This window comes from Enterococcus sp. C102(2024), from assembly GCF_040888205.1.
GTDB lineage: Bacteria > Bacillota > Bacilli > Lactobacillales > Enterococcaceae > Enterococcus > Enterococcus faecalis.
In genome coordinates, this window is the sequence record NZ_JBFOHH010000001.1 from 539,805 (window position 1) to 560,485 (window position 20,681).

Here is a 20,681-nt window from a genome sequence, read left to right on the forward strand (position 1 = left end):
ATGAGGTGCCAAATGAAGCGGAATTTTGAAGTGGAATTAACAACATTATGTATGATTAGAAATCAGAAAAATGAAATCCTTGTGCAAGAACGACAAAAAAAGGATTGGCCTGGTTGGACGTTCCCTGGCGGACATGTTGAAAAAAACGAGGGCATGGAAACAGCCATGGTTCGCGAACTCCTTGAAGAAACAGGATTAGTGCTGAAACCACAATTAGTAGGTGTTGCAGAATGGCTGAATGATTGTTCGGGTGCGCGGGAATTAGCCGCATTATTCATTGCAGAAACAGCGGATGAACTACCAGAAGAAACGGAACAACCCTTGTTTTGGGTCACTGAAAAAGAATTGCGAGAAGGTCCTTTAGCTGGCAGTTTAGCAGAACTTTTCCCAGTATTTTTTGGCGAAAAGCAATTTTATTTTAAAAATAATACAGCTTAATGATTCAAACCTAAAAGATTAAATCAATCCCACTTATTAAAAGAGAGAAAATCTAAAATTAAACATTGCTATTTATAAGCAATGTTTGCTATTCTTAATAAAAGGGAATTAATTTTTTATATAATGAGGGGGAAAAAGTGTGTTAAAAAGAAAAGTGGGGATTATCGCAGGCGTTTTCTGTTCAGCTCTGTTACTGACAGGCTGTGGCAAAAGCGCGAAAGATGAGTTCATTCAAGGGATTGGCAATCAAAACGCACAAGAATCTGGGGTTTGGGATTTCTCTATGTCAATTAGTGACATGAAATTTTCACAAGAAGATGGTGCACAAACGAATCCTATGATTGGGATGCTCATCACGCAAATCAAAGACGCATCGCTTTCTGGGAAGATTCAAGTAGATGCCAAAAAAGAAAAAGCATTCAGCTTAGAGATGAAATTAAAAGCGATGGGCATGGATGTACCGATTTCATTGATTGGATCATTAGATAATGAGGGCAAAGAGTCAAAACTCTATTTAGCAACAGATATGATGGAATATATTGTCGCTGTCGCAGACTCAATGTCTGAAGGTGCTATTGATAGTTCTCAGTTAGATACAGAAAAACTAAAAGGGAAATACATTGATCTTTTAGCCATGAACGAGGAAAGTGCGAAAGAATGGCAAGATACAATCAAAGAGTATCAAGAATCGGAAAAAGAACGAAAACAGTCTGCTAAGGAATACAAAGAGTTTTTAGAAGGATTAGACAAGGATACGTTCGAGAAAAAAGGGGACACCATTACCCATACGTTTACAAAAAAAGAATTACAAAAGTTAATCAAAATTACGACAGAAGCATCTGAGAAAGGTAAAGAACAAGATCCTTTCGAAAAAGTTAAAGATGTTTCTGCTAAAGTTTCTGTTAATACAAAAGAAAATAAAACAAATATGTTGATTAATGTGAAACCGCAACAAGACAAGAACGTTGACATGGGACTTGAATCATTATCTAGTAAAATTAGCATTACACAAAAAGCCAAAAAAGCGACGATTTCAATGCCTAAGAAAGAAAATATTTTATCAGAACAAGAAGTTGAAAAAATATTTTCCGATAGCACCTCTATGACAGGTCTATCGACTGAAGACACGACTGTTGCGATCAATCAATAACGCTGAATGACCAATAAAAACGGTCCCTCAAAAAAAGTAACGAAAGACCTAGCATCCCAATCATGCTAGGTCTTTTTTGAATAAAAAAACAGCATTTTAGTTTTCTTTGAATTATTGGTTGTTATTTTTGGTGGTGTAAACAGTTTAAAATTAATACATTTGTTTTTGATTTAAATTCTACTGCTATTTTTAATCATTCTATTAAATAACAAATGTTTTTGAGTGTTTTTAAGCATTATTTTTGTTATGCAGAGTGGTTTTTTTATACAATGAGTATAATTTTAGATGAAGGAGTGTTTTAGGTGAAAAATCAACATTTAACTACGTCACAAGGAAGTCCTGTTGGCGATAATCAAAATTCGCTAACTGCAGGAGAATTTGGTCCTGTCCTAATCCAAGACGTTCATTTATTAGAAAAATTAGCTCATTTTAATCGTGAGCGCGTACCAGAACGGGTTGTTCATGCCAAAGGTGCTGGTGCTCATGGAATTTTCAAGGTGAGCCAATCAATGGCACAATATACTAAAGCCGATTTTTTATCTGAAGTTGGCAAAGAAACACCTTTATTCGCTCGTTTTTCAACTGTAGCTGGAGAGTTAGGTTCATCAGATACATTGCGTGATCCTCGCGGTTTTGCGCTTAAATTCTATACAGACGAAGGAAATTACGACTTAGTTGGCAATAATACGCCCATTTTTTTCATTCGTGATGCAATTAAGTTTCCAGATTTTATTCATAGCCAAAAAAGAAATCCACGGACGCATTTGAAAAGTCCAGAAGCTGTTTGGGATTTTTGGTCTCATTCACCGGAAAGCCTTCATCAAGTAACAATTTTAATGAGTGATCGTGGCATTCCGTTGTCGTTCCGTCACATGCATGGTTTTGGTAGCCATACATTCAAATGGGTCAATGCTGCTGGAGAAGTATTTTTTGTTAAATATCACTTCAAGACGAATCAAGGAATCAAAAATCTAGAGAGTCAATTAGCAGAAGAAATTGCTGGGAAAAATCCCGATTTCCATATTGAAGATTTGCATAATGCAATTGAAAATCAAGAATTTCCTTCTTGGACATTATCTGTGCAAATTATCCCGTATGCAGATGCGTTAACAATGAAAGAAACACTTTTTGATGTAACAAAAACGGTTTCTCAAAAAGAGTATCCGCTGATTGAAGTTGGCACGATGACTTTAAATAGAAATCCAGAGAATTATTTTGCAGAGGTTGAACAAGTAACCTTTTCACCAGGGAATTTCGTTCCTGGTATTGAAGCTTCTCCAGATAAATTATTGCAAGGACGTTTGTTCGCTTATGGGGACGCGCATCGTCATCGCGTGGGCGCTAATAGTCACCAATTGCCGATCAACCAAGCAAAAGCGCCTGTAAATAACTACCAAAAAGACGGCAATATGCGTTTTGACAATGGCAATAGCGAAATTAATTACGAACCAAATAGTTATACTGAAACACCAAAAGAAGATCCTACGGCGAAAATTAGTTCTTTTGAAGTTGAGGGAAATGTTGGTAATTATAGCTATAATCAAGATCACTTTACACAAGCAAACGCTTTGTATAATTTGCTGCCAAGCGAAGAAAAAGAAAACTTAATTAACAATATAGCGGCATCTTTAGGTCAAGTGAAAAATCAAGAAATCATCGCGCGTCAAATTGATTTGTTCACTAGAGTAAATCCAGAATATGGAGCACGTGTCGCACAAGCCATCAAGCAACAAGCATAATTTATATAACGTACGTGACAAAACCAGTCTAGATAAACTAAAGACTGGTTTTGTTTGCTTTTCAATGCTTTCTACTCTACTTTGTATAATGTATATTATGTTAACTAGAATAAAATAAAAAACTTTAGCCGATAACTTGCCACTTCTCTTTCGACCAATCAATTCACCCAACTAACCTTACAGTTGTTTGCTAAGCTAGTTGGGTTTACTGTTTATTGAAACCTTGGATTGTTCATTTCTTGATGAATTTCTTTGCTCGCTTCATATAGAAATAATGTTTGTTTTTTACTTGATGCATAATCGACAATGGGTTTTGGATAATTTTCTCCTAAATGTACATGATATTGCGTTTGTAAGGCTTCGTTCATTAAATTTGGTTGATGAATATACTTTTGTGGCACTTGTTTAAGTTCTGGGACATATTTTTTGATGAACTGGCCGTCATTATCAAATTTTTTTGACTGGATAATTGGATTAAAAATCCGAAAATACGGGACAGCGTCCGTTCCTGTCGAAGCAGCCCATTGCCAGCCACCGATATTATTGGCGGCATCATAATCAATCAACATTTTTTGAAAGTATTTTTCACCCCAACGCCAATCGATGTGTAAATTTTTAACTAAAAAAGAGGCAGTAATCATTCTTAAGCGATTGTGCATCCAACCAGTTTGATTCAGTTGTCGCATTGCGGCATCAATTATAGGGTATCCCGTCTCCCCTTTTTGCCACTTGGCAAACATTTCTGGGTCATTTGTCCATTGAATATAACGAAATTTTTCTTGAATAGCTTCCTCTTTTTGTTGTGGAAAAGCACTATAGATCATATTGTAAAAGTCACGCCAAGCTAATTCTTTTTTGAAGGTTTCTTTACTTAAGCTAGAAGGCGCAGATGCAAGCTCTTGCCAAATGGTGCGAATCGAAAGTTCTCCCGTTCTTAAAAAAGTAGACAGATGACTCGTTTGATCCTGATAAGGAAAATCACGCTTATTTTCATAGGATTGAAGTTTTTGATCAATAAAAGTATTTAAGCGCCTTCTGGCTGTTTCTTCGCCGACACTATAGTGTGTTAAAGGAATTCTCGCAATCTGTTCCCCATATGCTGCTTCCTCTTCTGGAAAAAGACACGCACTAAAAATTTTTTCAGCTGTATAGGAAACAGGAATCGGGGTTTCTTTAGGCGCCTCTTTCCATTTATTGTAATAGGGCGTAAACACTTGGTACTTGCTGCCATCGTTCTTCTTAATTTCTTCAGAGCCATGCAAATAGGCATCTTGAAAAGAGAAAGACTGAATATTATTTTCTTCAAAAAAGCGCATAGCTTGCTGGTCCCGCTTTGCCCCAAAGCCACAAGTATCTTCATTAAAATAAATGGCCTGCCAATCGGGTAATTTGCGTTTCAAACGTGAAAATAAATCTAATGGTTCGCCGACCATGATTTGTAAATGTGCCTCTTGATCGATTCGTTCTTTAAACGAGGCTAAACTTGCAAAAAAAGCGTTATGATTAGCACTTTCTTGAATAAATTGTTGAGGATTCATTTGGAATAATAAAATCAATTCATCAGCTGCAGAATTTTGTAACGCGTGTGCTAATGCTTTATTATCTTGTAATCGTAAATCACGTCTAAACCACATTACTCTTTTCATTTTTAAATCCTCCTAAATACTTCGTCTTGCTTATCGTAACCGTGACTGCTGATTTTTAAAAGCAACTTGCCTAGACTTTTCAAAAAGCCGATAAAAACTGGATTTTCAGCTTTTATCGGCTTTTTGATTAAATTAATAGGAAATATTAAAAGCTTTCATATCTTTCTCAATATATTGTAGGACTTCTGTATTGCCAAAAAATTGTGTAAAATAATAGGCTTGACGATAGTCATCGGCTGTGTCTTCCCCGAGCATTTGTTTGTTAAAGGCTTTTTCATATAAAAGATAATCTAGCAAATAAATGGAGTGTTTGTCACGACAAATCTGAATCCCTTTTTCGCTTAAAATGACACTTTTTTGGTAGTCTTTCATTTCCGAGTAGAATTTAGCAGAATTATAATAAATTCTACAACGCTCCAAGGAACATTCTAATTTAAATTGTTCCAATTCTTGTAATGATTTTTCGTAATATACTTGCGCTTTTCTCATATCTTTTTCCAGTTCATATAGCGTACCTAGCGCATTCAGGCTTAAAATGTTGTAAATATTGACTTTACGGTCAATTTCCGCGCCCCGGTATAGGTAAAACAAGGCTTCTGCTTTATCTTTTTTTCCTAATAAACAAGTAATTCCCTTATAATATAACAATTTAGTCGTTAGTTCATTATTAGATAAGATAAGACCTTCAGGCACTTCTTGTAATAAATTGTAGGCCTCTAAGTGAAATAACCGTAAAGATAAATCCTCGACTTTGTTTAGTAGATTTTCAATTTTCTTTTCTTCAGAAATCATCATGCATTCTTCTACTTCTAAATCTAATCGGAGGCAAATAGATGAGAAAATATCTAAACTGTCACATAGATTACGGTTTTCAATATTACTAATTGTTGCTTGCGTACAGATGCCGTTAGCCAGCTCTGATTGTGTGATTTTTTTAAGTTTTCTCGCTTGTTTTATTTTGTCTCCTGCTACCTTCACGAACAGACCTCCACTTGTATTATTATGTAAATTCATTAAAAAATGTTATACTTTGATTATCAATTAAAGGAGGTACATGCTATGTTTGATTTACTTGCATTATTGACTGGAACATCAACTTATGGCAACGTTCCCCATGTTTAATTAGTCAATGCGTGTCAAGTATGGTCTTCCATACTTGGCATGTTTCCTTTAAAACTGACTCAATCATACTACAAACGGATAGACAAATACAACCGAAAATCATTGGTTTTTTCTTAAGAAAAGAACAGTAAGAAGTGATAACTACTTCTTGCTGTTCTTTTGTTTAGTTAGGTGTATTTAGGTTTAAAATGATTTGTTCCGGCGTAATTTCATTATGATCTGACATCATTGGCTCTACACTTAAATAACTTGAAGTATTTGTAATGATAACCATGACAGTTGAGTCAAGCCCAGCTTCTTTAATGGCTTTTCGATCGAACGTTCCTAAAAGATCTCCTTTTTTAACACGGTGACCTTGGGTTACTTGTGTCTGAAAGACCTCCTGCCCCAATGTGACAGTATCAATTCCTATATGAATTAATACTTCAGCTCCTGCGTCCGTTTGGATACCATAAGCGTGCCCAGTTTCTGCAACCAAGTTTAATAAACCATCTGCAGGCGCGTAAACCTTGTTCGCTGTTGGCATGATTGCTAAACCTTTGCCCATCATCTCGCTTGAAAATACCGGGTCATTAACAGCAGTAAGATTCATGGCGTAACCAGTTACCGGAGAAAAAAGTTGTTCATCTAAGGTATTGTGTTGCATTTCAAAGACTTCGCGTTCTTCCTCTTCGATTACTTTATCTGAAATCAAAACTTCTTGCGGAATTGCAAATAGACTGGTTAATGCATAACATACACCGACAGATAAAAGTGCGACTAATAAATAGATCACTAATTGATGTGCACTATAGATATACATTAAGAAAGAAGGAATAACGGCTAATCCATAAGAATTTGATTGAATATGAAAAATAGCTAAGATTGCTCCGCCTAAACCTGACGTAAACAAGACACATAGCAGCGGTTTTAAGTTCCAACGAATAAGTAATCCAAATAACACAGGCTCACTAACTCCAAATAATTGAGACAACATAGAACCAATGGCTGTCGACTTCACTTTGCTATCTTGCGCTTTTTTCGCAAAGGCTAAACAACTGCCAACGTTAGCAAACCCATACATGGCACATATTGTAATCAATGCATTAAATCCTGTATTTGCTAATAATGATGTTTCTACCATAGTTAGTGTATGATGAATACCAATCAAAACCATTAAAGGATATGAGGCACCAATCACGAAACCACCTAATCCTAAGGGCAACCCAATCAACCATTGGACAACATCTACCATGCCTAACTCAACGGTATGCAAAATTGGGCCAATTCCGAGAATCATGATTAAAAAAGTAATTAACATAGTCATAAAAGGTGTAAAAATTTGATCGAGAATATTCGGCATCTTTTTTCGGAAAAAAAGTTCAATCTTTGCGCCAATTATACCAGCAGCAATTGCACTTAAAACGGATCCTTGTGCACCGACAACTGGGATAAAACCAAAAGCCATAATAGCTTTCACGCCAGAATCTGGTGTTGCAACTGCATAAGCGTTTGGTAAAATGGGTGATACCATCATTAAACCAATAACAATCCCGATTACAGGTGTCGCATTAAATGCTTTAAAGGTAGACCAAACAATCAAAGCTGGCAAAAAGGCAAAGACGGTATCTGTAATGACAGAGACAATTTGTTGAAAGCTTTCAGGAATATTGGCTACACTTGCTCCGAATAATTGTAAAAAAGTGTCGTTAAAAATAACACCTTTTAACCCTAGGAACAATCCTGTTGCTGCAATTACTGGAACAATTGGAATGAATATTTCACTTAAAATGCGCATTGTTTTGCGCATGCCCGTTTCATTATTTTTTAAAATTGCTGTTTGCTCTGCTTTTGACACAACATTGATTCCAAGTTTTTCTATTTCATCATACACTTTAGTTACAATGCCAGTTCCTAAAATCACTTGGTATTGACCGCCATTATAAAAGACACCTTTTACTAAATCAATTTTTTCTAGTTGTTTACCATCTACTTGTTCGTGGTCCTTCAAAATAAAACGTAACCGCGTTTGACAATGGGTGACCGATATAATGTTATCCATACCGATTAATTGAATAATGTCTTTGGCTGCCTGCTTATAATTTTCTGCCATGTTATACTCCTCCTAGCTACTCATTTATAGTAATCAATAGTCCTTGATAGCTTTTTAATAATGTTCCCTGCTGAACTAACTGCTCTCGTTCTTCAGACTGTGTATCAAAAATAACTGTGCCATTAACTAAATAATGAGGGATTGGAACCGCCTCACCAAAATTAAAAAAGGCGTAAATCGTTTTTTCATTTAATTTGCGTTTATAAGCAATAACATTATCTGGAAGATTCGATAGTCCCTCAAATGTTCCATAAAGTAAGATGTCTGTATAGGGACTCTTTTGACGAAATGCAATCATCCGCTTATAGAAATGAAAAATACTTTGACTATTTTTTATTTCTGCTTCGGCATTGATTTCTTTATAATTATCCACCATTCCTAACCAAGGTTTGACGCTTGAAAAACCGCCATACATAGAATCATTCCATGGAAAAGGCGTGCGGGCATTGTCTCGACTACGCAAATTGACAAGTGACAAGGCTTCTTTGGGCGTAAATCCTTCTTTTATTGCTCGATAGTATTGATCAATGCTAGAAATATCATCGAATTCATCAATCGAACCCCTTTCAAAATTGGTCATTCCTAATTCTTGTCCTTGGTAAATAAAAGGCGTGCCCCTTAAAAAGAAATACATGGCGCCGAATGTTTTAACCGCATTTGGCTGTTGAGCCTGTTCTTTTAAATATTTCGTTGTCGCTCGAGGTTGATCATGATTTTCGATAAAATTCGCACTCCAACCAGCCTCTTGCATGGCTTCTTGTTGTTTGAAAATTAATGTGCGTAAATCATTCCAAGACCAATCGATTCTATAAAACCATTCGCTTCCTGATTTCACATCCAAATCAGCCCATTTGAAGTCAAAAATCATGTCGAAATACCCTGTTTCTCCAATAAATTCTGATAAATTTTGATAATTGACGCCGGCCGCTTCAGCAACTGTGACAATATCAAAACCAGCAAAAGCTTTTTCTTTTAACTCGTTCAGAAAGTCACTCATTCCTGGCATGTTTCTACTCGCTTTTGTTACTTTGGCTAATTGATCTGCCCCATCAGCAGGTAAGTTTGTCCAAGTCAAATCTTTCTTAATAAAATTAATCGCATCTACACGAAAACCAGCAATTCCTTTGTTTAACCAAAAACGAATCATTTGGTAGATTTCTTTTCGTAGTTCAGGATTTTCCCAATTTAAATCCGGCTGTTTTTTATGAAAGGCATGAAAATAGTAGGCATCTTCCCCAGGTAATTTTTCCCAAACACTACCACCGAAGTTAGACCGCCAATTTGTAGGTGCTTCTTGTCCTTCTTTTATAATATAAAAGTCTCGAAAACGACTTTGAGGATTTTTTAAAACATCTTGAAACCAAGCATGTTCATCGGATGTATGGTTTACCACCAAATCTAAAATAACTTTTATTTTTCGTTTTTTTGCTTCTTCAATGAGTTCATCGAAGTCTGCCATTGTACCAAAATCGCTAGAAATACCATAATAGTCTGAAATATCATATCCATTGTCAGCCATTGGCGACGGGTACATTGGACTCAGCCAAATCAGCGTAATTCCTAAATTTTCTAAGTAATCCAGTTTTTGAATAATGCCTTGTAAATCACCAATTCCGTCATTATTACTATCCGAAAAGCTACGTGGATAAATTTGATAGGCCACTTCTTTTTGCCACCAATTTCTGTTCATTCTGGTTCTCCTCACTCTTAAACTAGTCCTGTTAATTTTTTCTGTAACCGTTTTTACATTTTGTATGATACTCGTTTTTGCGTAATATGTCAAACGTTTATCATAAATAAATGTAAATTATAATATTCTTTTGATTTAAATAGATTTGTATATGTTATACGTTTGACTTTTTTCTGATTTGTTTATACTATTAGACTAACTACTATTTTCTAATAAAGGAGACATTACTTATGTCAAGCATCATGAACCAATGGACTGATGAATTACGTTATGCGCCTTATTCTTCTTGGACATCTGCTCACCTCGAAAATCTAACTTCTATTATCGCGCAATCTAGTTGGCGTTTTAAGTATCATATTCAACCACAGACAGGACTACTAAATGATCCCAACGGTTTTTCGTATTTCAATAACCAGTGGCATTTATTTTATCAAGCGTTTCCTTTCGGGAGTGTTCATGGACTAAAAAGTTGGGCCCACTTAACTTCCTCCGACTTAATTCACTGGGATTATGAAGGAATTGCCCTTTATCCCGACTCTGAATATGATTCTCATGGCGTCTATTCAGGCTCAGCTTTACCAATAGATAACCAACTATGTTTATTTTATACAGGAAATGTTCGTGATCAAACTTGGCAACGATTTGCATATCAAAATATTGCATGGCTGAATTCTTTAGATGCAATCACAAAGGAATCAACACCATTCCTACCTATTGACCCCAATTATTCTTCCCATTTTCGTGATCCGATGGTATTTCCTTATCAAGAAGGACTTGTTTTATTAATTGGTGCTAGTGATTTAAATGGACAAGGAAAAATTGTGGTCTATTTCTCTAAAGATCGAAACGTACACAATTTTCATCAACTTGGCGAATTGACGTTCACCGACCAAGAATTAGGCTACATGGTTGAATGCCCCAATTTGGTATTTATTGATGGCCAGCCTGTCTTATTATTTTGCCCACAAGGTCTATCTCCATCTGTAAAAAGTTATCAGAATATCTATCCGAATATGTACACATTGGCCGAAACGTTTGATTTGGAGAATCTTTCTTTAGTTCAGGCTGGGCCTTTTGAAAATTTAGATGAAGGGTTTGATGTCTACGCCACTCAAGCCTTTAACGCGCCAGATGGTCGTGCACTTGCGGTCAGTTGGATTGGGTTGCCAGAAATCACTTACCCAAGTGATGTGGAGGGTTGGGCAAATGGCTTAAGTCTGGTTAAAGAACTCACAATTCACAACGGGAAACTATTTCAATATCCAGTTTCTGAAACAGAAATGCTTCGTCAATCCGCTACTACTTTATCAAATGGCTGCCATTTTTTATCTACTGCTTCTTTTGAATTAGAAGTGGATATTCCCAAAAATGAGATTGCTTTTATTCGGCTTTTAGCGAACGAAACGGGTTCAAAAGGACTTTTAATTACAATTGATACGATTCATGGTAAAATAACCCTTGATCGAACATTTGCTGGCCAACCTTTTGCTGAAAAGTATGGCACAATTCGTGAAACTAAAATTAGGAAAAATAAGTCAGTTCAGTTAACTATTTTTGTTGATTGCTCTGTTGCAGAAATCTATGTAAATAAAGGTGAAAAAACGATGACTGGTCGCTTCTTTCCAGATAAAGCGCAACAGTATCTTCATCTATCCAAGACGGCAAAAGCTTGTTTTTATGAGCTGGAAAATACGAATAATTAGGAATGATGGTGAATTTTGATGGTGGTTAAATTAACGGATGTAGCAAAGCTTGCTGGGGTGAGCCCGACAACGGTAAGCCGCGTGATTAATAATTATGGTTATCTTAGTCAAAAAACAATTGATAAAGTTCATCAAGCGATGGAAGAATTAAATTATCAACCTAATGGATTAGCCAGAAGCCTCCAAGGAAAAAGTACGCAGCTGATTGGTTTAGTCTTCCCTTCTGTTAGTCATCCATTTTTTGGTGAATTAATTGAAACACTGGAAAGAAAGCTCTTTGTTCAAGGATATAAAGTGATTTTATGTGATAGTGAAAAAGATCCAGAAAAAGAGCGCGCCTATTTACGAATGCTCGCTGCAAATAAAGTGGATGGTGTAATCACTGGTAGCCATAACTTAGCTATTAACGAATATGAAAATGTTTCACTACCTATTGTTTCCTTTGACCGTTTCTTGGCACCTGGCATTCCAATTGTTTCTTCGCAAAACTTTCAAGGTGGCCAAAAAGCCACTGAAGCCTTATTTGCAAGTGGAGCACAAAAGATTGCAATTATTACTGGTGCTAATAACACAGGCGCACCTAGCGATTATCGATTGGCTGGTTATAAACAAACGATGGAAAAATATGGCGCAGAAAAAACGATTCTACAAATTGATAATGGAACCTCAACAACATTAAAAAATCTAGAAATTGAACGTTTACTTCAAAATAAAACTGTGGACGGCATCTTTTGTACCGATGATTTGACAGCAATTACAGTTATGAATATTGCTCAAAAATTGAAGATATCGATTCCTGAAGAATTAAAAGTAATTGGTTATGATGGGACAAAATTAATCAAAAGAATTGCCCCACAACTATCAACCATTGTGCAGCCGATCGACGAGATGTGTGACGTTATGATTGACTTACTGCTTCGTAGAATGAAAGATTCTGATGTTGCACTCGAGGAAAATTATCCTATTCCGATTCAGCTATCATTGTCTGAATCCTGTTAAAAAAGACACCTGAAAAGGTGTCTTTTTTTATTCTTAATTCCTCATTTGCCCATTTCCCCTTAATTCCAAAGCACAGAGATTAAATAATACAACAACATGATCCCTACAAATACACCGAGCATTAGTAAAACATACCACCAATTTTTGGCACTATAGGTTTCATTTTTATCTTTTTCGGTTCGTTTCCCGGCAGCCCATTTTCATAAATCGTAATTATTCATCTCTCTCACCACCTTTAATGGGTTTGTTAACTTAAGTCTAACACGGAATGACAGAACTTGAAAACAAAAGGATCACCCACTTATGCAATGGATGATCCTTTTTGATCACTATTCTTCTGGTAACCCATTATTTTTAATCACTGATTGGTACCAATAAAAACTATCTTTTTTAATACGTCGTAAATCTTTTAACTCATGGTCTTCACGATTAACGTAAATAAAACCGTAGCGTTTTTTGAATCCTTGATGGGAACTTAAAATATCCATGACCGACCAAGGGCAATAACCAAACAACTCAACACCGTCAGAAATAGCCGCATGACAAGCAGCAATATGGTCATGCAAATACGCAATTCGATAATCATCATGAATTTTTCCGTCCTCTGTTAGGTGATCGGGTGTGCCTAAGCCGTTTTCTGTAATGATTAACGGCAAACGGTATTGACGATAATAATCATTTAAAACTAAACGTAAACCAGTTGGATCAATTTGGGCACCATACTTAGAGGTTTTTAAATGTTGATTTTTTTCGATTTTGAAATAACCGTATAGATCAAAATCAATGTCCTTTTCTTTCGTACCCAATGGGTGTTGCTCATCTGTCGGTAAATAGCTAGCGACTAACGTCCGATAATAATTAAGGGCGATAAAATCTGGTTTAGCGGCTTTCAAAATTGCTTGATCTTCTGGCTGTGTTTCGGGATAAATGCCGCATTTGGTCAAATACTCTTGATAGTAACCAGGATATTCGCCAAAACAATACATTTCTAGAGCGTAATTCGTTTTAAAGTTATCATTCATACGAGCTGCCCAAACATCTTCAGGCTTATTGGAACTAGGATAAGTCATCGTTGAGGAAACAGAGGGTCCGACTTTTCCCCCAGCAACCAATTGGTGACAATCATTCGTCGCTAACGCATGGGCAACAAACATATGGTAATCCATTTGTGCACGAATTTTTTCAATATTTTCTGGTGCAACATCGTACATATTCATTCGTTCATCGACACGAATCATTAAGTTTTGTTCGTTTGTAACTTGCCAATTTTTGACTCGATCACCAAATGCTTGATAACAGACTTGCGCATAGCGTTGAAATGCGGAAACGCAGCGACGATCCGCCCAACCATTGTATTTTTCCACCAACGCAAAAGGTAAATCAAAATGATAAAGTGTGACAAACGGCAAAATATCGTTTTCTAAAAGTGTATCAATGACAGCATTATAAAAATCGATGCCGGCTTGATTGATTTCGCCATCACCTGTTGGAATGATTCGTGCCCATGAAAGAGAAAAACGATAGGTTTTTAAGCCTAATTCTTTCATTAACGCAATGTCCTCTTTGAAACGATGGTAAAAATCGCTGGCGACTTTCGTATCTGCTTGTACAGCTGACTTTTTAAAAGAATTGTAATCAGCGACTGTTAGGCCTTTGCCGTCCTCATTCCAAGCGCCCTCAATTTGAAAAGCGGAGGAAGAAGCCCCCCATAAAAAATCGTTCTTAAATTGTTTAACCATTAGTTTTGCTCCTTTACTTGCATGAAAAATAAATTTGTTTGTGGTGTAATCTCTGTTTGTTTGGTTGTCTCAATTACAGCCATTTCCGCAGTATTTGTTACGATGACTAAGACGGTTGGATCATAACCAGCAGCTTGGATGATTTGTTTATCAAAAGAGAGCAGTTTTTGTCCTAGTCTGACCCTTTCTCCTGCTTTTACGAACCTCTCAAATCCTCGTCCTTTTAATTCGACTGTATTGATTCCAATGTGAAGAAGGATTTCAGCACCATTGTCTAACTTTAAGCCAATTGCATGATGAGTTGGATATAAAGCCGTCACTTGCCCATTTCCTGGTGAAACAATTTGTTCCTCTGTCGGATAAATAGCTAGCGTTTTTCCCATTTGTTGAGAAGCAAAGACTTCATCGTTGATTTGGTCTAAAGATACGAGTTGTCCTTGAACAGGTGCTTGAATCCGTTGCTTTTCTTTGACTGTCCCTGTCTTTAGGACTGGTTCTTGACGTAACTCGTCAAGCGGTAAATCATTAAAGCCTAGAAAAATCGTTAATAGAAATGCACCAAAAAAAGCAATGCCACAACCTAATAAATAACAAATAAAGGCTTTGGTTCCTGCTTCTGCGTAAACTGGGATGGTCAAGAGTCCTTGGTTAGCGAAGGCTGTCCCGTAGGAACCGCCCCAGCCCATTAAGGCCCCGCCTGCTGCTCCGCTAGCCACCGCATAAATCATCGGTTTTTTTAGCCGCAAGTTTGCCCCATAAATGGCTGGTTCTGTGATACCAAATAATGCAGTCACTGTTGCAGAGGCAGCAACAGCTTTCAAGTCTTTATTTTTTGTGCGGACAAACACGCCAAATGCGGCGCCCGCTTGAGAAAAGTTCGCTGCACCAGCAAACGCTAGCAAATTTTGCCGTCCTGTTCGAGCGACATCATTAATCCCAATTGGCACAAGCCCACGGTGAGCCCCAAAAATGACTAAGACACACCAAATTCCGCCGATAAAACCGCCTAACAAGATGGGACTCAAATTCATTATATAATAATACAACCAATTCACGCCGTCACCTAAATAAATCCCTATTGGTCCAAATAATAATAAAGTGGCTGGAATCATTAAAAGTAATGATAGCGTAGGAACCATAATGATTTTTAGAACTTCTGGAATAACTTTTTCCAAAAAGCGTTGCACATAAGCTAACATAAAAATTGCAAGAATAATTGGAATTACCGTGGAAACATAATTGGCTTTGGTCACATGTAATCCAAACAAGGTAACCGCTGATTTTTCAGTCATTAATGAAACGATGGTCGGATAACATAAGGTAGCACCAATTACCATGGCGATATATTCGTTTGTTTTGAAAACCTTAGCAGCTGAATAACCTAAAATAACTGGCATAAAATAAAAAAGTGCATCGGAAGCGGCGCTTAAAATAATATACGTATTCAAAGGTTTTAAATCGACCTGGTAAAAATTGTTTGCGACCATCACAGCAATAGCTAAAATTCCTTTTAACATGCCTGAAGCGGCAATTGCTGGTACGACAGGCGTGAAAATCGCGGCAACAGTATTTAAAATTCGATTGCCTAATGAATTTTTTTCTTTTGTGGATGTTTTGGTCGTAAGTTTCTGAGCCAGCAAAGGTTCTAGAGCATTATAGACATGCGCGACTTTATTGCCTAAAACCACTTGATACTGCCCGCCGCTTTCAACAACAGAAATGACACCTTCTGTTTGTAGTAAGGCTTCTTTGTTCGCTTGTTTCGTGTCTCTCAATACGAAACGCAATCGTGTATAACAATGTGTGACATCCACGATATTGTCTTTGCCACCTACGTCTTTCAAAATTTCTTTTGCTATTGCTAGGTAGTCCATGGTGACCACTCCTTATCTATAAAATAACAGCTCAATAAAAAAGACCAAATCACACATGCACGTTTCAGCAAACACACTCAATATTTGCTCGTCGTGAATTTCCCCTTGATCTGATCTACGTAATAACTATGTTTCTCACGATAGAATAGCTGATTGAATTTATTTTTAATTTACCATTATTTAGAGGGATTATCAATGAATTAGGTAGACCACCTCAGTGTTTTGTTACTAAAATCAGCAGTGAAAATAGTAGTTTACTACATTCACTGCTGATTTATTTGATTACAAGACTGGTGACAACAAGCGTGAAAAGTTTTGCTTGAAGCGTAGCCAGTACCCTTGTTTTTTAATTATCTCGTCGGTTAGTAAGACACTTTTTTCTATATCTTCTTCAAAGACTTGCGCTAACATCCACGCAATGTCGGGATTGTAAATAAACGTACTTACCTCAAAATTCAATGAATAACTGCGAATATCTTGGTTTGTTGTCCCAACCATAGCTAATTCATCATCAATTACCATTGTTTTTGCATGAATAAACCCACTATCATAAATATAAATTTTAATGCCGCGTTTGTGTAAGTAATTCGCGTAATATTGTGTTGCGCGGTAAATAAAGGGATGGTCAGGCATACAAGGAATCATAATTCGCACGTCGACACCCGAACGAACCGCCACTAACAACGCATTAATCATACTATCGTCAGGGATTAAATACGGTGTTTGAATCCAGACACTCTTTTCTGCAGAAAAAATCATCCGAACAAACCCGCTTTTCAAAATTTCTTCTTCTGAATCAGGACCATCTGAAACAACTTGTAAGGACAAATGCTCCACTTCATGATCTTCTGGTAATTTAAAATATTTTTCATGATACGTCATACGTTCTTCAGGATATTTGACTGAAGCATTCCAATCCATGATAAATATCTCTTGCAATGAAAATACGGCCGTCCCGACCAAACGAATATGGGTATCTCGCCAGTAACCAAATTTTTCGGTGACATTCAAATATTGATCCCCGACATTGAACCCGCCGGTCCAGCCAATTTTGCCATCGATGACAACAATTTTTCGATGCAAGTGATAATTTAGACGTGTTTTACGGATCATATCGCGTGAAGTAATAAAGGGAGCTACTTTTCCTCCAGCGTCAACGTAACGAGCAAAAAACTTTTTATTTGCGCCTGGTGAACCCCAAGGATCGTAAATTAAGTAAACTTCCACGCCTTCATGCAACTTTTCGATTAATACATCTAAAAATTGATTGCCAATCGTGTCATTAAAAAACGCATAATATTCCACATGAACGGTTTCTTTCGCTGCACGAATATCTTCAAATAATGCTTGGAATTTTTCTTGGCCATCTGTGAATAATTGCAAACTATTTCTTTTGGCCAAAGGTGATGCGTCCATATTCCGGAAATAACGATTTAAAACTTTCGCATCATAAAGTAAATCATAACGTTTATCGCGCCCTGCTTTTTTGTTATCAATGTCCACTTTTTCTTTAATTCGTTGAACCATTTGTTTTTCATCATCAGACAATTTAAATACTTCTTGTCCATCGATACCCCGCCCACAGAATAAGTAAATAATAAAGCCGATACCAGGCAAGAAAATCAACGTCATCATCCATGCTAAAACGCTGGAAATACTACGAGGTTTTCTAAAAACAGTAATTAAGGCAGCAATAACGTTAATTACTAATAAAAATAACAAAATCCAAACAAAAATTTTCATCGCTTACCTCCTTCTTACTTCATACTAAGATTATATCAAATAACAGTTAAATTAGGCGAATAATATGAGCGAATATTCAAAAAAGAATTCATTTCTATAAGTGTTTCGCCTTTGATTCTCAGTTTTTCTGTACTATAATGAGGGCTAGATGTAAAGATTTTGAAAAGAGGTACTTATTTTATGGTCGTTGATTTGAAAATGTTAGCTATGATTTTTATCATTAATTTTGCGTATATTACCTTAAATACTATTCGTTTTATGTTAACGATGAAAGGTTATCGGGTTATTGCACCGCTGGTTAGTATGGCTGAAATAACAATTTATGTCTTAGGGCTAAGTATGGTTCTGAATCGGTTAGACAATCCTTTAAATTTACTTGTTTATGCGCTTGGTTACGCTGTTGGCATTAGTGTAGGAATTAAAATCGAAGACTATTTGGCCTTGGGTTATATTATGGTATCGGTTATCCTCCCTTCTACTACTGAACAATTTCATTTACCAGAAACACTTCGTGAACACGGCTATGGTGTTACACAAAGTGTTGCCTACGGACGCGAAGGAGAACGAATGGTTTTAGAAATTCTTTCCCCAAGAAAAAACGAACGTACATTGTACAAATTAATCAATCAATTAGAGCCGAGAGCATTTATCATTTCCTATGAGCCTAAGTTCATTTCTGGTGGTTTTTGGACGAAAAAAGTTCGCAAAAGAAATGACGCCATTTCTCACTAAGAAGCGGCGTCATTTCTTGTTATCGATTTTCAGTTTACATAATAAAATTATCGTAACTTTAATGTATTCTAAGATAACTTAGAGAGTTCATACCTAGTTGCTCAATCAATTGTTGCATAAAAATTAAGCGTTCGATGGCCGATCGGTTAGCAATTTTTTCATAATAAAATGCTAGAATATCCGACTGTGCTTCTAAAGGCTCGGCTTGTTCCGTTGCTACTGGTAAAAGGAGTTTTAAGTGGTCCTGGTCAATCGTAATCACTTGGGTCAAGTGCAAACTTTCTTGAAAAATATTAGGCACAGTACTGACTTTGCGGCCTCGCAGAGCTTGTTTAATGACTCTTCTCGCTTGCGAAAGATAGTATTCAGGATTTACGTCCCCTAGCAAGTCATATAAAGCGCTGAAGGCTTCTGGCAAGGATTGCTCTTTGCCCAAGTAATCAAAATAACGAGGCATTGTTGGAACCTCTGTCTTTTCTTTTTCAAGCGTAATTATAGATAGTTGTGCCGACGCCAATCTTTGTTTTTGATAAAATGAGAGGCCACCGCTCACGCCAAAAAAATAGTCTTCCTCTTCTGGAAACACTTGTGGCCAAAAAGATTCAGCTAGCCAAAATAATTGCTCTGTTACAGTTCCTTTAAACTTAGGAAGTTCGTCTTCAGCCAAGGTCAAACTCGCAACTTCAGCTGCCGTATAAATAGGAAAATTCAAACGATATTGACGATTTTCCCGAATGATTAACTGACAATCAATCATTTCTGATAAAAATTGTTCTAACTTGGCTTCTGTTGCAAAGGCCGCTTTTAATTGTCTTAAAATGATTCTTTCTTCCCGATGTTCATACATAAAAGTAACAAGAGGGAAAAAAAGTGATTGGTTGAGCAAATGATTGTATTGTTTCGTTTGTTGCGGAGAATGATAGTAAATTGCTAAATCATTCATGTTAACGCCCCTTTACTATTGAAGCGCCTAAGCAACAAGGAATTTATCGCGTTGCTTAGGCGCTTACGGTTTTAGTTAAAGACTTCTGTTAATTGTGGTACTACTTGTTTTTTACGAGAAACAACGCCTGGTAAGAACGCACGATTGTTAACTAGTGTTACATTGAACGCTGCTTCAATTTTGGCTTGTTCCGCACCAATCGCTAATAATTCAGAATCACTGTCTAAGATATTCGTAATAATTAAGACAAACAAGTCATAATTATTGGCTGCATTTTCTGCGGCCATAGCTGCTTCTAATTCAGCTTGACGATCTAAAACTTCTGCTAAGTCGACGGTATTTACTTGGGCAACGCGAACTGTTTTGCCGTTCATTGGGAAGCTCTTAGCATCTAAATCTAAAAGAACTTCAGCTGATTTATCGCTTAAATTTGTTCCTGCTTTTAATAAGTCAAGACCATAGCCTTCTAAATTAATTTCAGCAATATCAGCTAGGGCGTGCGCTGCATCGATGTCTTCTTGTGTGCAAGTTGGTGATTTAAATAATAATGTATCAGAAATAATCGCTGAGACCATCATACCAGCAATTTGAGCTGGAATTGTCACGTTATTTTCTTTAAACATTTTATAGATGATTGTACTGGTACACCCTACTGGTTCTGCACGATAATACAATGGATCTGCTGTTTCGAAGTTGGCAATCCGGTGATGATCCACTACTGCTAAAATGTTTACTTCAGCGATATCTGAAATGCTTTGTTGGAATTCGTTATGATCCACTAACATGACTTGGTTTGTTTCGCTAGCTGCTTCAGTGACAACACGTGGTGCTTCAATATTGAAGTAATCTAAGGCATATTGTGTTTCTTCACTTGGTGTTCCTAAAGCGACAGCTTCTGTCTCTTTTCCTAATTCTTTTTGTAAGTAAGCAAAACTAATTGCTGCTCCGATAGCATCTGTATCAGGATTTTGGTGTCCAAAAACTAAAATTTTTGACATAATACACACTCCTTGGTTTTGATTCACTCTTAATGATAACAAAAAATAGAAAAGAAACAACAAAAAAATTGTC

15 protein-coding genes are annotated in these 20,681 nt (G+C 36.7%); 6 read left to right on the forward strand and 9 right to left on the reverse strand.

The genetic code is table 11. From position 1 onward, the window contains the following. The first annotated feature begins 12 nt into the window (after positions 1–12). From AB3I34_RS02670 to AB3I34_RS02680, 3 genes are all read left to right on the forward strand, one after another. Positions 13–438 carry an NUDIX domain-containing protein gene (locus tag AB3I34_RS02670; protein ID WP_010712466.1) on the forward strand — a complete coding sequence of 142 codons (426 nt, stop codon included), beginning with the start codon at positions 13–15 and terminating at the stop codon, positions 436–438. Positions 439–577: 139 nt separating this feature from the next. After that, complete coding sequence (locus AB3I34_RS02675; RefSeq protein WP_010712467.1) at positions 578–1,588, forward strand: hypothetical protein; 1,011 nt, start codon at positions 578–580, stop codon at positions 1,586–1,588. Positions 1,589–1,890: 302 nt separating this feature from the next. Continuing rightward, a complete protein-coding gene (locus AB3I34_RS02680) occupies positions 1,891–3,327 on the forward strand; it encodes a catalase (protein ID WP_002398299.1) in 1,437 nt (478 codons plus the stop codon). Positions 3,328–3,539: 212 nt separating this feature from the next. Here the strand turns inward: AB3I34_RS02680 and AB3I34_RS02685 are convergent, their stop codons facing one another. From AB3I34_RS02685 to AB3I34_RS02700, 4 genes are all read right to left on the reverse strand, one after another. Next, positions 3,540–4,973 carry a deoxyribodipyrimidine photo-lyase gene (locus AB3I34_RS02685; RefSeq protein ID WP_002377376.1) on the reverse strand — a complete coding sequence of 478 codons (1,434 nt, stop codon included), beginning with the start codon at positions 4,971–4,973 and terminating at the stop codon, positions 3,540–3,542. Between the two features lie 132 nt (positions 4,974–5,105). Continuing rightward, complete coding sequence (locus AB3I34_RS02690; protein WP_002363971.1) at positions 5,106–5,987, reverse strand: helix-turn-helix domain-containing protein; 882 nt, start codon at positions 5,985–5,987, stop codon at positions 5,106–5,108. A gap of 271 nt (positions 5,988–6,258) precedes the next feature. After that, on the reverse strand, positions 6,259–8,187 hold the full coding sequence (locus tag AB3I34_RS02695; RefSeq protein ID WP_010712469.1) for a sucrose-specific PTS transporter subunit IIBC: 1,929 nt from the start codon (positions 8,185–8,187) through the stop codon (positions 6,259–6,261). A 16-nt stretch (positions 8,188–8,203) separates the two neighbouring features. Next, positions 8,204–9,877: an alpha-glucosidase gene (locus AB3I34_RS02700; protein ID WP_010712470.1), complete on the reverse strand. Its 1,674-nt coding sequence runs from the start codon at positions 9,875–9,877 to the stop codon at positions 8,204–8,206. A 242-nt stretch (positions 9,878–10,119) separates the two neighbouring features. On the opposite strand from AB3I34_RS02700, the gene AB3I34_RS02705 reads away from it, so the two are divergent. Continuing rightward, on the forward strand, positions 10,120–11,580 hold the full coding sequence (locus AB3I34_RS02705) for a sucrose-6-phosphate hydrolase (RefSeq protein ID WP_025189382.1): 1,461 nt from the start codon (positions 10,120–10,122) through the stop codon (positions 11,578–11,580). An 18-nt stretch (positions 11,581–11,598) separates the two neighbouring features. Next, a complete protein-coding gene (locus AB3I34_RS02710) occupies positions 11,599–12,579 on the forward strand; it encodes a LacI family DNA-binding transcriptional regulator (RefSeq protein WP_016626664.1) in 981 nt (326 codons plus the stop codon). 329 nt (positions 12,580–12,908) lie between these two features. Here AB3I34_RS02710 and AB3I34_RS02715 read toward each other — a convergent pair whose 3' ends face one another. From AB3I34_RS02715 to cls, 3 genes are all read right to left on the reverse strand, one after another. Then, positions 12,909–14,318 (reverse strand): glycoside hydrolase family 1 protein, encoded by a 1,410-nt coding sequence (locus tag AB3I34_RS02715; protein WP_010712473.1) that lies wholly within the window; start codon positions 14,316–14,318, stop codon positions 12,909–12,911. Continuing rightward, the gene (locus AB3I34_RS02720) at positions 14,318–16,192 is read right to left on the reverse strand and encodes a beta-glucoside-specific PTS transporter subunit IIABC (protein ID WP_010712474.1); all 1,875 of its coding nucleotides are present in this window, start codon (positions 16,190–16,192) and stop codon (positions 14,318–14,320) included. The genes AB3I34_RS02715 and AB3I34_RS02720 overlap by 1 nt, the downstream gene beginning before the upstream one ends. A 282-nt stretch (positions 16,193–16,474) precedes the next feature. Continuing rightward, entirely contained in the window at positions 16,475–17,935 is a 1,461-nt protein-coding gene (gene cls, locus AB3I34_RS02725; protein ID WP_002381891.1) for a cardiolipin synthase, read from the reverse strand. Positions 17,936–18,115: 180 nt separating this feature from the next. Here cls and AB3I34_RS02730 point away from each other — a divergent pair, with 180 nt between their 5' ends. Beyond that, positions 18,116–18,667 (forward strand): DUF2179 domain-containing protein, encoded by a 552-nt coding sequence (locus AB3I34_RS02730; protein ID WP_002361848.1) that lies wholly within the window; start codon positions 18,116–18,118, stop codon positions 18,665–18,667. A gap of 58 nt (positions 18,668–18,725) precedes the next feature. On the opposite strand, the gene AB3I34_RS02735 is transcribed toward AB3I34_RS02730, so the two are convergent. Then, on the reverse strand, positions 18,726–19,610 hold the full coding sequence (locus tag AB3I34_RS02735; RefSeq protein ID WP_085444256.1) for a DUF1803 domain-containing protein: 885 nt from the start codon (positions 19,608–19,610) through the stop codon (positions 18,726–18,728). Between the two features lie 71 nt (positions 19,611–19,681). Further along, positions 19,682–20,608, reverse strand: a complete 927-nt coding sequence (locus AB3I34_RS02740; protein ID WP_002360265.1) for a manganese-dependent inorganic pyrophosphatase — start codon at positions 20,606–20,608, stop codon at positions 19,682–19,684. Between the last annotated feature and the right edge of the window lie 73 nt (positions 20,609–20,681).